Here is a 12338-nt window from a genome sequence, read left to right as displayed (position 1 = left end):
CGTCGGGGGCGTACGGATGCGGAGTGCAGTCATGGCTGAGCAGGGACGCGTGCGGTGGAAGCGGTTCGCCTTGATCTTCACGCCGGTGGTGGCGATGGCGTCGCTTCTGGTCGGCGCCACAGCGCAGGGCGCGATCGGCGCCTCGTTCGTGGTCGCGGGCTCCACGTTCAAACTCTTCGCCGGTGAGCTGCGGGCACAGGGCTTCACTCTGGCAGAGGGCGTGGTGCACGACATCAAGGGCCGGACGATCCCCGTCATCGTGACCGGCATCGGCCGCGCCCAGGTGACCGATCTGTGTCAGAGCGCCGTGGTGAAGTCGCCGCTCGGGGCGGTGACCGTCACGATCACCGGCGGACTGGAAGCGCCGGTGACAGTGGAGAACATGGTGATCGACACGGCGGTGGCGCGGGCCGACGCCACCATCAACGACCTGGAACTGGGCCGCGACGCCAGCACGCTGGACGTGCCCGCGGCCAGGGGCCCGGCCGGGACCTTCGGCGCGCAAGGCAGGACGGTCACCCTGCGAGACGTCAGGCTGACCGCGTGGGCCGTGACGGCGGCCACCTTCAGGCTCCCTGACCTCAAGCTGAGCCTGCGGGCCGGCGAGCACGAGTGCTTCTGACGTGCTTCTGAAGGAGCGGAAGATCATGAGGTCGTGGCGGCGGTCGAGGCCGTTCTGGGGCGGGCTGTTCATCGTGCTGGCGGGGGCGGAACTGCTGTCCGTCCCGCTGGCGATCGACGCGCTGTCGGTGGCGATCCTGTTCGGCGCGGTGGGGGCCACGTACCTGATCGCGCTGCTGATGATGATCGCAGGGGTGCTGGTGTGGCTGCAGCCGGGACAACGGGTGTTCCTCGGCCTGGTGGCCGTGTTGCTGTCCATGGCGTCGTTCGTCTACTCCAACCTGGGGGGATTCCTGGTCGGCATGAGCCTGGGACTGCTGGGCGGAACGCTGGTCATCGCCTGGACACCCCTCAGCAGACCGGCAGCCCGGATCGACTCCCTGGGCGTCCGCGACCTCCTCGACATGACGCTCGGCATGACGCGGGCGCTCGTGTCGAAGGCGAGAGCGATGCGCTCGGCCCGGTGAGCCGCGAGGTCGCCTTACGCGCCGCGCATGGTGGCGAAGGCCTCGACGACCGTGGGAAAGACGCGGAGCCGTTGGGTGGCGCCGTCGTGATAGGGGTTGGCCCGCAGGACCGCGACGACGGGGCCGTGAACGGACGCCAGCACCAGCCGGCAGTCGAGCGCCTGAAGTTCGGCCGCCAGCTCGGCCAGGGTCTCGGCGGCCGTGGCGTCCACGTAGAACACCGCCTCGGCGTCCATGATCACGCAGCGTGGCCGTGGCTCGACGGTGGTGACCAGGCTGAGCACCCGCTGCCGGATCCGCCGGGCATTGGCGAAGAACAGCGGCGCGTCAACGCGGTAGATCAGAATCTCGGGATGGGGCGAGGCGCCTTCGGCGATCTCGCTGGGCGCCTGCTGCCCGGGGTGGACGGCCAGCAGCGTGTCGTGCGGCCGGGCGGTACGGCGCAGCAACTGGCCTGTCGAGAGGATCACGGCGACGATCAGACCGCGCAGCACACCGAGGCCCACGACGCCCACGACGGTGACGAGCGCGATCACACTCTCCGCGCGCCAGCCGTGCCACAGCCGCAGGAAGCCAGTGATGTCGATGAGCTTGGGCGCGCTCACCACGACGATCGCGGCCAGCACCGCCATCGGCAGCAGCGCGATCAACGGCCCGCCGCTGACCAGGACGAACATCACTATGGCCGCGGTGAACAGCTGGAAGAGCTGGGAGCGCGCACCGGCTTGGGCCGTCATGGTGCGGCTGGTGCTGGCCATGGGAGGGAAGCCGCCCAGCGCGCCGGTCGCGATGCTCGCCGCGCCCAGAGAGGCGGTCTCCCTGGACAGGACGATCCGGCCGGCGAGGTCGATGCCCGTCCGCCGGACGGCGCTGACCGTTTCGATCGAGGCGATCAGCGCCATTCCCAGGGCGGGTAGCAGCAGGGCGTACACGTCGTTCCAGCTCACCAGGAGCACTCGGGCGGGTGTCGGCAGGCCGCCTGAGACCGTGCCGACCACGGCCACGCCCCGCTGGGCCAGGTCCGCCGCCGCCGAGATCCCGATCGCGGCCAGGCAGACCACCAGCCCGGCGGGCACGGCGGTCAGGAACCGCTTGAGCAGCACGATCACGATGAGGCCGCCCACGCCCGTCGCCGCGGTCAGGGGTTGGCTCAGCTCCAGGTGGGTGAGCGCGTACCAGAGCTTGACGATCGGCTCGGGGTGGGGCGTAGGGATGCCGAGGAGCGGGCCGACCTGCCCGGCGATCATCTCGATGCCCACGCCCGCCAGGTAACCGAGCATGACCGGTGAGGACAGGAACTCGGCGATGCCCTGCAGCCGGAGCAGTGCGCCCAGCAGGCACCACAGTCCCACCAGCACCGACAGGGCCGCCGTCAGCGCGACGGCCCTGCCCTGGTCGCCGCCCGCCCTGTCGTGGACCGTGGTGAAGGTCAGCAGCGCCATGGTCGAGGAGGCGCCCACCGCGACGAAGCGGGTGCCGGTCAGCAGGGCGAACACGATCGCCGAGCCCATCGCGGTGTAGAGACCGGCCGCCGGGTGCAAACCGGCCAGCACGCCGTAGGCCAGACCCTGGGGTAGCAGAGTCACCGCCATCGACAGGGCGGTCACGAGATCGGCGCGTGCCGAACCGGCCGGATAGTGTCGCAACTGCCCGACGAGCGGTATCACCTGCGCCACCGAGGCCCGGGACACATCCATCCGACGAGACCACCACGTACGTCGGGACAGTCGCTACCCGGCCCATCCCCAGTGTCGGAATAGTCAGATTCAAGAGACCAAAGATGATTGTCCATTATTGGCCTGCTCTTGCGTGGTGGCTCATGGCCTCGGGGAGAACCGTCTGCGGGGATCGACTTTCGCCGATCGCGGAGACGGGGGAGCGCGATGAGTCACGCATCAGACGGGTGGCGCCGGAATTTGCCCATTCCCGACAGTGCCCCGCTGGGTTTCACGGCGCAGGACATCAGGAACCAGGCGCCCGCCTTCGACAAGAGGTCGCCGCTGCGGCCGCCGGTGAACGCGCCCAACGTGGTGATCGTGCTCATCGACGACATGGGGTTCGGTGGCTCCTCGTCCTTCGGCGGTCCTTGCGAGATGCCCGCCGCCGAACGGCTGGCCTCGGGAGGACTGAAGTACACCCGCTTCCACACCACCGCGCTGTGCTCGCCGACCAGGCAGGCGCTGCTCACCGGCCGCAACCACCACTCGGTCGGGATGGGCGCCATCACCGAGATGGCGACCTCCGCGCCCGGCTACACCGGCATCAGGCCCAACAGCGTCGCGACCATCGCCCAGATCCTGAAGTACAACGGCTACAACACCGCCGCCTTCGGCAAGATGCACCAGACGCCCACCTGGGAGACCAGCCCCTCGGGCCCGTTCGACCGCTGGCCGGTCGGCGACGGGTTCGAGAAGTTCTACGGTTTCCTCGGCGGCGAGACCAACCAGTGGGAGCCGACCCTGTTCGACGGCACTACGCCCGTGCGGCCGCCGCGCACGCCCGAGCAGGGCTACCACCTGTCGGAGGACCTCGTCGACCAGATGATCGCCTGGATACGGGCCCAACGGTCGCTCACCCCGGACAAGCCGTTCTTCGTCTACCTGTCCTTCGGCGCGACGCACGCCCCGCACCACGTGGCGCCCGCGTGGCGCGAGCCGTACCTGGGGCGGTTCGACGGTGGCTGGGACGCACTGCGCGACCGGACGCTCGCCCGGCAGAAGGAGCTCGGAGTCGTGCCGCAGGAGGCGGAGCTGTCACCGTGGCCCTCCCTCGCCCCGCACTGGGATCAGCTCTCCGACCTGCAGAAGCGGGTCGCAGCGGCGCTCATGGAGAATTTCGCGGGCTTCGCCACGCACACCGACCACCAGGTGGGCAGGCTGGTCGACGCGCTCGCCGAGATGGGGGCGCTGGACGACACCCTGCTGTTCTACGAACTGGGCGACAACGGCGCTTCAGCCGAGGGCGGGCTGGACGGCACGACCAACGAGCTCTTCACGCTGAACGGCCTGCAGGACACCGTCGAGAGCGTCGCCGCCGAGCTGGACAAGCTCGGCGGCCCCGAGTCCTATCCGCACTACCCGTACGGCTGGGCGCTGGCGATGGACACGCCGTACCAGTGGACCAAGCAGGTGGCCTCGCACTACGGCGGCACCCGCAACGGCCTCATCGTGCACTGGCCCGCGGGGATCGAGGAAGGCGGCGGGATCCGGCACCAGTGGCACCACGTCATCGACGTGGTGCCGACGATCCTGGAGGTGGCGGGGCTGCCCGAGCCGTACTCCGTCGACGGTGTCGCGCAGCGGCCGATCGAGGGCGTCAGCATGCGCTACAGCTTCGCCGACGCCGACGCCGACGAACGGCACACCACCCAGTACTTCGAGATGTTCGGCAACCGCGGCATCTACCACCTCGGCTGGACGGCGGTGACCCGCCACCGCATCCCCTGGCAGACGGGGGCGCAGCAGATGCCCGCCTTCGACGAGGACGTCTGGGAGCTCTACGACACCACCACCGACTGGACCCAGTCCCGTGACCTCGCGGCGCGGGAGCCGGAGCGGCTGGCCAGGCTGAAAGAGCAGTTCCTCATCGAGGCCGCCAAGTACCAGGTGTTCCCGCTGGACGACCGCGCCGCGGAACGGACGAATCCCGACGTCGCAGGCCGGCCCGACCTGCTCGGCGACCGCACCTCGATGACGCTGTACGACGGGATGCGGCAGTTGCTCGAGAACACCGTGCCCAACATCAAGAACAAGTCGCACTCGATCACGGCGGAGATCGACGTGCCCGACGGCGGCGGCCACGGCGTGATCGTCGTACAGGGCGGCAGGTTCGGCGGATGGGCGCTCTACCTGCACGAAGGCCGTCTGACCTACTGCTACAACTACCTCGGCAAGGAGCGGTACGTCCTGCGCGCGCCCGAACCGCTGACCGCCGGACGGCACGTCGTCCGCTATGAGTTCAGCTACGACGGAGGAGGCGTCGGCCTGGGCGGGACGGGGCTGCTGACCGTGGACGACGTCAAGGTCATCGACGGCCGCATCGACAAGACGGTGCCGCACATCTTCTCCGCCGACGAGACGCTGGACGTCGGGGTCGACACCGCCTCCCCGGTGAGCGAGGACTACGCCGAGGGCGACAACGCCTTCACCGGAGCCATCGGCTACGTCCGCATCGACATCGGCCAGGACGACCACAGCCATCTGGAGAGCCCCGAACACCGTCACCACCGGCTGATGGCCAAGCAGTAGCCGCGCAAGCGGCCGGGGGCTCGCGGCGGTGACGGTCAGGGGGTGGTGGCGGCGATCTGCTCGCTCGCGAAGTCGAGCAGCCTGTCCGCGGTGGTGAAGCGGCGCCCGTCCTGGTCGCCGAGCAGCACGCCGAAGACGCGCCGGCCGTCGCGCTCGGCCGCGAACAGCAGGCAGAAGCCCGCCTTGCTGGTGAACCCCGTCTTCACCCCGATCACTCCGTCGGCCCGGCCCAGCAGCTTGTTGGTGTTGGTCCAGGTGTGGGCCCGGTGGAGCGAGGTCTTGCCGACCTTGTACGTCTTCTTGGACACGACGGTTCTGAAGGCCGAGTCCTCCAGCGCGATCTTGGCCAGCTTGGCCTGGTCGACGGCCGTGGAGTGGCCGCCGCCCTTGGGTGTGGGCAGGCCGTCGGCGTTGGTGTAGACGGTGTCGGCCAGGCCCAACTGGCGGGCGGCGGTGTTCATCTTGGCGATGAAGGCGGGTTTGCCCGGGCCATAGGTGCGGGCCAGCGCGTTGGCCGCGTCGGCCCCTGAGGGCAGCATGAGACCGTAGAGCAGGTCCCTGACCGTCACCTTCTCACCGGCGCGCAGCGCGGCGCTGGTGGCGCCGTTGTCGGCGGCGTGCCGTACGTCGGCCTTGGTGATGGTGACGAGGTCGCCGAGCTCGCCCTCCCGCAGGACGACGTAGGCGGTCATGACCTTGACCAGGCTGGCGACCGGCACCCTACGGGTCTCACGCTTGCCCAGGTGGACGGTCTCAGAGGAGTCGACCACGTAGGCGATCCGCGCGCCCACCTCGGGTTCTCCGGCCGCATGTGTCTCGGCGAGCGTCGGCGGGGAGAACCCCATGATCAGCGCGAGCGCCGCGGCGCCGGTCAGTAGTCGAATGCCCCCAATACACATGTCCGACATGGTGACAGGTGATCAACCGTTGATATGCGGAACTTGACCCTATGGCGGGAAAACGTCGTCGTGGACGCGGGTAAATGATCCCTAGAACCGTCATATCGGGGGAGATCGACATGGCAGGCAAGTTCGTCATCACCAAGGACAGGCGTGGAGAGTTCCGCTTCAAGCTGGTCGCGGGCAACGGTCAGACCATCGCGATCAGCGAGGGCTACACGACCAAGGCGGCCTGCGTGAACGGGATCGAGTCGGTCAGGAAGAACGCCCCCGAGGCGACGGTCGACGACGCGACGCTGGCCACCGTCTGAGGCCGCCGTCTGACAACAGGTCAGGCGGCCAGGGCCTTCTCGCTCTTACGGCGTCTGCGCCACATCACGAAGCCGGTGACGGCACTCACCCCGAGCACCGCGGCGACGGCGGCGGCCACAGGGGAGTGGGTGGCCAGTTGGAGCCAGCCCCAGATCACCGAGTAGAGCGCGAACGAGGTCACCGGCACCCAGGTCAGGCAGCCGAGCGCGCTGGCCACGACGTACCACGGATAGGAGATGCGCAGCGCCCCTGCCACCCATGGCAGGGTGTGGCGCAGGACGGGGACCCAGAAGCATGCGTAGACGGCGAGCGCCCCCCACTTCTCGACGACCCGCTCGACCGCGCGGATGCGCTCGCGGGGCAGCTTCCTGCCGAACCGCGACTCGTAGAGCTTGTCGCCGAGCTTGAACCCGATCCAGTAGTAGGCCTGGAAGGCGCCGAACAGCGCGACCGCCCCGACCGCCACGATCAGCCAGTACGGCAGGCCGAAAAGCGAGGCGCGCGTCGGATCAGGGATGGCGATCGCAATCGGCCGCATACCAGACATCACCACCCGAACAGAATATTAGGCCAGGCTAACCTTAGGTCATCCTGACTTCGCCGCGCTACCCGCCACCCACGCTACCCGGGCGGCATCACCCGCCCTGCCATGGGTGAGCTGCGGAGCAAGCCGCCATCAAGCGGATCTCAACTCCTTCCCTCTACATATGAGGGCAAAGAGAAGAGGTGTAGATCATGGGCACGAGAAGCAAGGCGGTCCTGGAAACCGGGTCCTCCACCGCCGCCAGGCTGCTGGTCGGCGCGCTCGCCTTCGCCGCCGCCTACGCCGGCGTCTCGGCCTACGGCACCGCGAGCTCCACGTCGCGGGCCACCACGACCGTCAACCTCTCGGCCACCACCATGCCGATCACCGAGCAGACCGGGCACGCAGGACAGACCGGGCAGGCGGGGCAGGCCGGGCAGGCCGAGCCCGAGGTCGGCACCATCACCGTCAGCTCCCTCGGCGGCAGGGGCGCCGCCTGTGACAAGAGCTTCGTCGCCAGGTCCGTCGTGCTCAACCCCGACGCCGGCGCCACCCTCATGTACCACTGGCGGCTGACCAGGTGGAGCGCCGTCAACAGGGCGTGGAAGACCTACCAGAGCGAGTACGCGGGCTTCACCGGCGCGCGCAGGAACGTCAAGTGGGAGCTCCACGTCCAGGACAACCCCGGCTGGTACCGGATCGAACTGGTCGTCGCGGGACAGAAGAAGGCCATCAGGTCGGATCGGATCCTGGTGCGTTGCTGACCGCCCGCTGCGCCGCCTCCACCCACCGCGGCACGCCGACCCTCCTGGCCACCTCCAGGGCCTTGTGGTAGTGGTCGCGAGCCGCGTCGGGCAGGTCGAGCCTGATCGCCAGATCGCCGAGCGTCAGCGCCACGGGCCACAGCGCCACCACGCCGGTGCCCGCGCCCGCGATGCGGTCGGCGAACGGCTTGAGCTTGTCGTAGCAGTCGACCATGCGCTCGCGATCGTCGAGCAGCATCCCGGCCAGCGCCCGCCACGTCATGGCCAGCTCGTACAGGAAGTCGGGCCGCACCGGCGGCCTGGTCGTGGCCACCGCCTTGGCGTCCTTGACGTGCCCGGCCGAGGCCAGGGCGAGGGCGTAGGCGTCGAGAGTCCATTTGGCCCCGCGCTGGTGCGCCTCGCCGAGCAGCTCCACCATCTGCGCCGCCCTGCCGTCGACCAGGTGCAGGCAGAACGTCGTGATCAGCGGAAGGTCCTGGCGGCCCTCCAGCATGCCCGCCCGCGCCGTCATCCTGGCCGCCTCGCGGTAGGCCCGCTCGGCGCCGGCGTAGTCGCCGGCGATCATCAGCCGCTGCCCTTCGTACCAGGCGACGACCGCGGCGGGCGCCGACAGGTCGTACTGCTTGGCCAGCCGCTCGGCCGCCCGCGCGTGCTCGTCGGAGACCGAGAACTCGCCGCGCGCCGCCGCGCACTCCAGCAGCACCAGGTGGGCCAGCGCCTGCACGGCCATCTGCCCTGAGTGCTGGGCGACCTCCAGCAGCTCACGGCCGATGCTCTCGCGGGTGTCGACCGCGGGGATGTCGTAGGACTGGCGCAGCCTGCCGCTCAGCGCCGCGGCCAGCAGCGTCGGGTCGCCGCTCTGCCTGGCCAGTTCGAGCGCCTCCAGCGACGCCTGCCGTCCCCGCTCGGGCGAGGAGGAGCCCTCCAGCTCCAGCGCGAGCGTGGTCAGCAGGCTCGCGCGCAGTGTCTGCTCGCCCTCGGGCAGCTCGATCAGCGCCCGCTCGGTGACGTCGACGATCTCCCAGGCGGTCTGGGTGAAGTCGCGGGCGATGCCCTTGTGCGGTACGGCGAGCGCCGCGGCGACCCGCGCCGTCAGCACCGGGTTGCTCAGCGGCAACGCCAGGTCCATCGCCTCGCGCCGCCGCAGCCTGGCCGCCGTCATGTCGCCGCACAGCGCGAGCGCCTTGATCTGGGCGAGCATCAGCTTGAGCCGCTCGGCCGTGTCGCCGCCGGTGCGGTCGAAGGCGGCGATGGCCTGCTCCCACAGCGTGGCGGCCTCGCGATGGGCGAAGCGCCGCTCGGCCTGCTCGGCGGCCAGCCCCGCGTAGTGGACGGCCTTGTCGGCGACGTCGGCGACGAAGAAGTGGTGGGCCAGCGCCGCCACCTCGGCGGGCCTGCGCTGCTCGATGACGTTCGCCACGGCGGCGTGCAGCCTGGTGCGGCGCAGCCTGGAGGCGTCGGAGTAGATCGTGTCGCGCACCAGGTCGTGGTCGAAACGCAGCATTCCAGGACCCGGCTCGGTGACCAGGCCGGCCAGCAGCGCCGCCTCCACGGCGTCGACGACCGCGTCCTCGTCGCCCGAGACCTCGACGAGCACGTCGACGTCGACGTCACGGCCGATCACCGCCGCCTGCAGCAGGATCTGCTGCGCGCGCTCGGGCAGCCGGGAGATGCGCCGCCGCAGCACGTCGCGCACGCCGGAGGGCACCTGGGAGGCCACCTCGGCCGCGGTCGCGCGACCGCCGACCGCCTCGGCGTCGAGCAGACGCACGGTCTCGCGCACGAAGAACGGGTTGCCTCTGGTGCGCTCGACGATCGACTCGACCGCGTCCTCGTCGACCTCGCGCACGCAGGTGGCCCGCACCAGCTCGGCCACCGCCTTCGGGTCGAGCCCCGACAGGCTCACCCTGACCGGACCGAGCCTGGCCAGCGCGGCGAGCACGTCGGACTGCCGGTCGTCGAGCTCGCTGTCGCGGCAGGTCACCACCAGCAGCACCCTGCTGGTGGCCAGCAGGCTGGGCAGCGCGCGCAGCAACGCGAGCGTCTGGTCGTCGGCCCAGTGGAGGTCCTCGACCGTGACCAGCACGGGCGACCTGCGGGCCACGCCCGCGAGATAGCCGCCGACCGCGCGGTGCAGGCGGAAGCCGCCGGACACCTCGTCCTCGTCGGGGTCGGACTCACCGTCGTCGAGCAGCGGGGCCAGGAGCTGGCCGTACTCGCCGGCTCCGGTCTTCTCGACCAGTGCGCGCAGGATGCCCACCCACGCCCAGCCGGGCGGGGTCGCGCTGGAGTCGGGGCAGGCGCCGGAGGCGGCGGTCCAGCCCTCGCCGGTGAGCTTGCCCTCGAGCTGGCGCAGCAGCGTCGTCTTGCCCGCGCCCGCGTCGCCGGTGACGATCGCCACCTCGAAGCGCGCGGTCTTGGCGGCCGCGCCGGTCAGCCTGGCCAGCTCGGAGTCGCGGCCGATGAAGGGCTCAGGCTCCAGCGGCGGCGGCTCGACGAGGGTGGTCGCCCTGGGCGGCCAGGTGTCGGCGACCGGCGCCGGCTGCCGTGCGGGCCGTGGCGGGGCGGTCAGTTCGAGCTCGGGCGACTGGGCCAGGATCTCGGACTCCAGCTTGCGCAGCGCGGGCCCGGGGTCGATGCCCAGCTCGTCGGCGAGGATGCCGCGCGCCCTGCGCAGGGCCGCCAGCGCGTCGCCCTGCCTGCCGCACCGGTAGAGGCCGAGGGCCAGCAGCCGCCAGCCTTCCTCGCGCAGGGGGTTCTCGCCGGTCATCGCCTCGAGGTCGGGCACCGTCTCGGCGTGCATGCCCAGGCGCAGCCCGGTGTCGGCGTGGCGCTCGCGCGCCACGAGCCGCAGCTCGGTGAGCCGGTTGACCTCGGCCTCGGCCCACGGCTGGTCGGCGAAGTCGGAGTACGGCGTGCCGCGCCAGAGCCCGAGCGCCTTGCCGAGCCTGGTCCTGGCCGACTGCGGATCGTCGCTGTCGAGATGCTCGCCCGCCGCCCTGACCAGCTGCTCGAAGCGCAGGGCGTCGACCTGGTCGGGCGCGACCCGCAGCGCGTAGCCGGAGGCCACGGTCACCAGCAGCCTGTTGGGCCCGCCACGCGGTCTGCCGGGCTCGAGCACCCGCCGCAGACGGGAGATGTAGACCTGCAGGCCCGACTGCGCGCCCTTGGCCGCGTCGTCGTCCCACAGGTCGAAGAGCAGGGTGTCGACAGGCACGACCTGCCCTCTGGCCACGAGAAGGCGGGCGAGCACGGCTCGCTGCCGCAACCCGCCGAGGTCGAGTTCGTCGTCGCTGCTGCTTTCGTACGCCTCGACCGGCCCCAGTACCCGGAACGCCACCATGTCAGCCGCCACGCTATGCGCGCTTCCGAATCACGCACAAGGTCTTTGTCAGGTTCACGATGGTCACGGCTGCGTTTCCATGTTCGTGTGAGGGTTCGAGGGTGGGCGCGGGGATGGGCGTTCGCGACGATTCCTGCGGTTCCTCCCCAGTAGCGCCCAGGCTCCCAGAGCCAGCCCGCCGAAAGGGATCTCGACAGTGTAGGTCCAGAACCCGAACAACAACGCCGTGGCCGTGGCGGCGGCCGTGTCCACGTTGAAAGCGGTTGTCAACAGCAACACGACACCCCCCTCCATGAGCCCCGCGCCACTAGGTGTGACCAGGACCGCGGTGAGCACCCGGGACAGGGCGAAGACTGCGATCGATTGTGCAAGACCAGGATACGCGCCGGTCGCCCACATACAGCAGATCATGATCAGCCATTGCAGGGCGAGGAAGGCGATCATGCTGGCGGACAGGCCCGCCCAGCGGGTTTTCACGATCCCCGCCGTGTCCTTGCGGAGTTTCTCCAACGATTCGGACGCGGAGAACCTCAGCCGGGCCAGCCGTACCAGCCTGTCGAGGGCGCGGCCGAGCAGGGCGGCGGCGCGGTCCCAGTAGAGGGCGGCGGCGACGACGGCGACCAGGACCAGGATCGAGACCGCACCGACCCAGCCGGCGCGGGCCACGGTCGGGTTGGGCACCTCGCCCGCCATCAGCAGCGCGATGATGCCGAGAGCGGGCAGCACGAACCTGAACATGGTGTTCCACACACCGCTGACCAGCGTCATCACCACGATGGGGCGGTTGCCGAAGCCCCAGCTCCTGGCCATGGCGAAGGTCAGCGCCACCCCCGCGGCGCCGCCGAACGGCAGCAGGTTGCTGACCGCGCTGCCCGCCGCGTTGAGCGTGAGGCCCTGCAGGTTGTTCAGACCGGGCAGCGAGTTGGTCAGCACGAAGGTGTAGGCGAGCAGGCTGGCCAGCCACACCGCGGCCATCAGCGCGATCGTCCACGGGCTCATCCCGGCGAACTCCGCGCCGATCTCCGTCCATGAGACCGGCTTGCCGGTGAGGGCCTGGACGATCTGCGGGAGGTAGACGACGAGCGTCACCGCCAGCGCCAGGGAGACGGCCGACAGGGCGATCTGGAGCCACTTGTTCTTCATCGGTACCAGCCTGCCCCGG

At 70.3% G+C, this 12338-nt stretch carries 10 protein-coding genes; 5 read left to right on the top strand and 5 right to left on the bottom strand.

Going from position 1 to position 12338, the window contains the following annotated elements; genetic code table 11:
* The first annotated feature begins 31 nt into the window (after positions 1-31).
* Entirely contained in the window at positions 32-622 is a 591-nt protein-coding gene (locus ACFXJ8_RS28490) for a DUF6230 family protein (RefSeq protein WP_379647045.1), read from the top strand.
* 25 nt (positions 623-647) lie between these two features.
* Positions 648-1088 carry a DUF6114 domain-containing protein gene (locus tag ACFXJ8_RS28485; RefSeq protein ID WP_379647044.1) on the top strand — a complete coding sequence of 147 codons (441 nt, stop codon included), beginning with the start codon at positions 648-650 and terminating at the stop codon, positions 1086-1088.
* A 14-nt stretch (positions 1089-1102) separates the two neighbouring features.
* Here the strand turns inward: ACFXJ8_RS28485 and ACFXJ8_RS28480 are convergent, their stop codons facing one another.
* On the bottom strand, positions 1103-2785 hold the full coding sequence (locus ACFXJ8_RS28480) for a SulP family inorganic anion transporter (RefSeq protein WP_379647043.1): 1683 nt from the start codon (positions 2783-2785) through the stop codon (positions 1103-1105).
* 219 nt (positions 2786-3004) lie between these two features.
* Between ACFXJ8_RS28480 and ACFXJ8_RS28475 the strand changes: the two genes are divergently transcribed.
* Positions 3005-5335, top strand: coding sequence for an arylsulfatase (locus ACFXJ8_RS28475; protein WP_379647042.1), 2331 nt, complete (start codon positions 3005-3007; stop codon positions 5333-5335).
* Between the two features lie 35 nt (positions 5336-5370).
* Here the strand turns inward: ACFXJ8_RS28475 and ACFXJ8_RS28470 are convergent, their stop codons facing one another.
* A complete protein-coding gene (locus ACFXJ8_RS28470; RefSeq protein WP_379647041.1) occupies positions 5371-6234 on the bottom strand; it encodes a D-alanyl-D-alanine carboxypeptidase family protein in 864 nt (287 codons plus the stop codon).
* 119 nt (positions 6235-6353) lie between these two features.
* Here ACFXJ8_RS28470 and ACFXJ8_RS28465 point away from each other — a divergent pair, with 119 nt between their 5' ends.
* Positions 6354-6545 (top strand): YegP family protein, encoded by a 192-nt coding sequence (locus ACFXJ8_RS28465; RefSeq protein WP_379647040.1) that lies wholly within the window; start codon positions 6354-6356, stop codon positions 6543-6545.
* A 20-nt stretch (positions 6546-6565) separates the two neighbouring features.
* Here the strand turns inward: ACFXJ8_RS28465 and ACFXJ8_RS28460 are convergent, their stop codons facing one another.
* Complete coding sequence (locus tag ACFXJ8_RS28460) at positions 6566-7084, bottom strand: DedA family protein (protein ID WP_379647039.1); 519 nt, start codon at positions 7082-7084, stop codon at positions 6566-6568.
* A 197-nt stretch (positions 7085-7281) separates the two neighbouring features.
* On the opposite strand from ACFXJ8_RS28460, the gene ACFXJ8_RS28455 reads away from it, so the two are divergent.
* Positions 7282-7833 (top strand): hypothetical protein, encoded by a 552-nt coding sequence (locus ACFXJ8_RS28455; RefSeq protein ID WP_379647038.1) that lies wholly within the window; start codon positions 7282-7284, stop codon positions 7831-7833.
* Here ACFXJ8_RS28455 and ACFXJ8_RS28450 read toward each other — a convergent pair.
* Both ACFXJ8_RS28450 and ACFXJ8_RS28445 read right to left on the bottom strand, forming a co-directional pair.
* A complete protein-coding gene (locus ACFXJ8_RS28450; protein ID WP_379647037.1) occupies positions 7802-11176 on the bottom strand; it encodes a BTAD domain-containing putative transcriptional regulator in 3375 nt (1124 codons plus the stop codon). The genes ACFXJ8_RS28455 and ACFXJ8_RS28450 overlap by 32 nt on opposite strands.
* A gap of 63 nt (positions 11177-11239) precedes the next feature.
* On the bottom strand, positions 11240-12319 hold the full coding sequence (locus ACFXJ8_RS28445; protein WP_379647036.1) for a lysylphosphatidylglycerol synthase domain-containing protein: 1080 nt from the start codon (positions 12317-12319) through the stop codon (positions 11240-11242).
* Between the last annotated feature and the right edge of the window lie 19 nt (positions 12320-12338).

The sequence above is a fragment of the Nonomuraea sp. NPDC059194 genome, assembly GCF_042754765.1.
Classification (GTDB): domain Bacteria; phylum Actinomycetota; class Actinomycetes; order Streptosporangiales; family Streptosporangiaceae; genus Nonomuraea.
The sequence above is the reverse complement of the archived record's forward strand: the minus strand, read 5'-3'. Positions and strand labels throughout refer to the sequence as shown.

Coding starts and splice junctions, on each gene's coding strand:
- ACFXJ8_RS28445 (WP_379647036.1), bottom strand. CDS start 12,319: ATGAAGAACAAGTGGCTCCAGATCGCCCTGTCGGCCGTCTCCCTGGCG.
- ACFXJ8_RS28485 (WP_379647044.1), top strand. CDS start 648: ATGAGGTCGTGGCGGCGGTCGAGGCCGTTCTGGGGCGGGCTGTTCATC.
- ACFXJ8_RS28480 (WP_379647043.1), bottom strand. CDS start 2,785: ATGGATGTGTCCCGGGCCTCGGTGGCGCAGGTGATACCGCTCGTCGGG.
- ACFXJ8_RS28490 (WP_379647045.1), top strand. CDS start 32: ATGGCTGAGCAGGGACGCGTGCGGTGGAAGCGGTTCGCCTTGATCTTC.
- ACFXJ8_RS28450 (WP_379647037.1), bottom strand. CDS start 11,176: ATGGTGGCGTTCCGGGTACTGGGGCCGGTCGAGGCGTACGAAAGCAGC.
- ACFXJ8_RS28470 (WP_379647041.1), bottom strand. CDS start 6,234: ATGTGTATTGGGGGCATTCGACTACTGACCGGCGCCGCGGCGCTCGCG.
- ACFXJ8_RS28465 (WP_379647040.1), top strand. CDS start 6,354: ATGGCAGGCAAGTTCGTCATCACCAAGGACAGGCGTGGAGAGTTCCGC.
- ACFXJ8_RS28455 (WP_379647038.1), top strand. CDS start 7,282: ATGGGCACGAGAAGCAAGGCGGTCCTGGAAACCGGGTCCTCCACCGCC.
- ACFXJ8_RS28460 (WP_379647039.1), bottom strand. CDS start 7,084: ATGCGGCCGATTGCGATCGCCATCCCTGATCCGACGCGCGCCTCGCTT.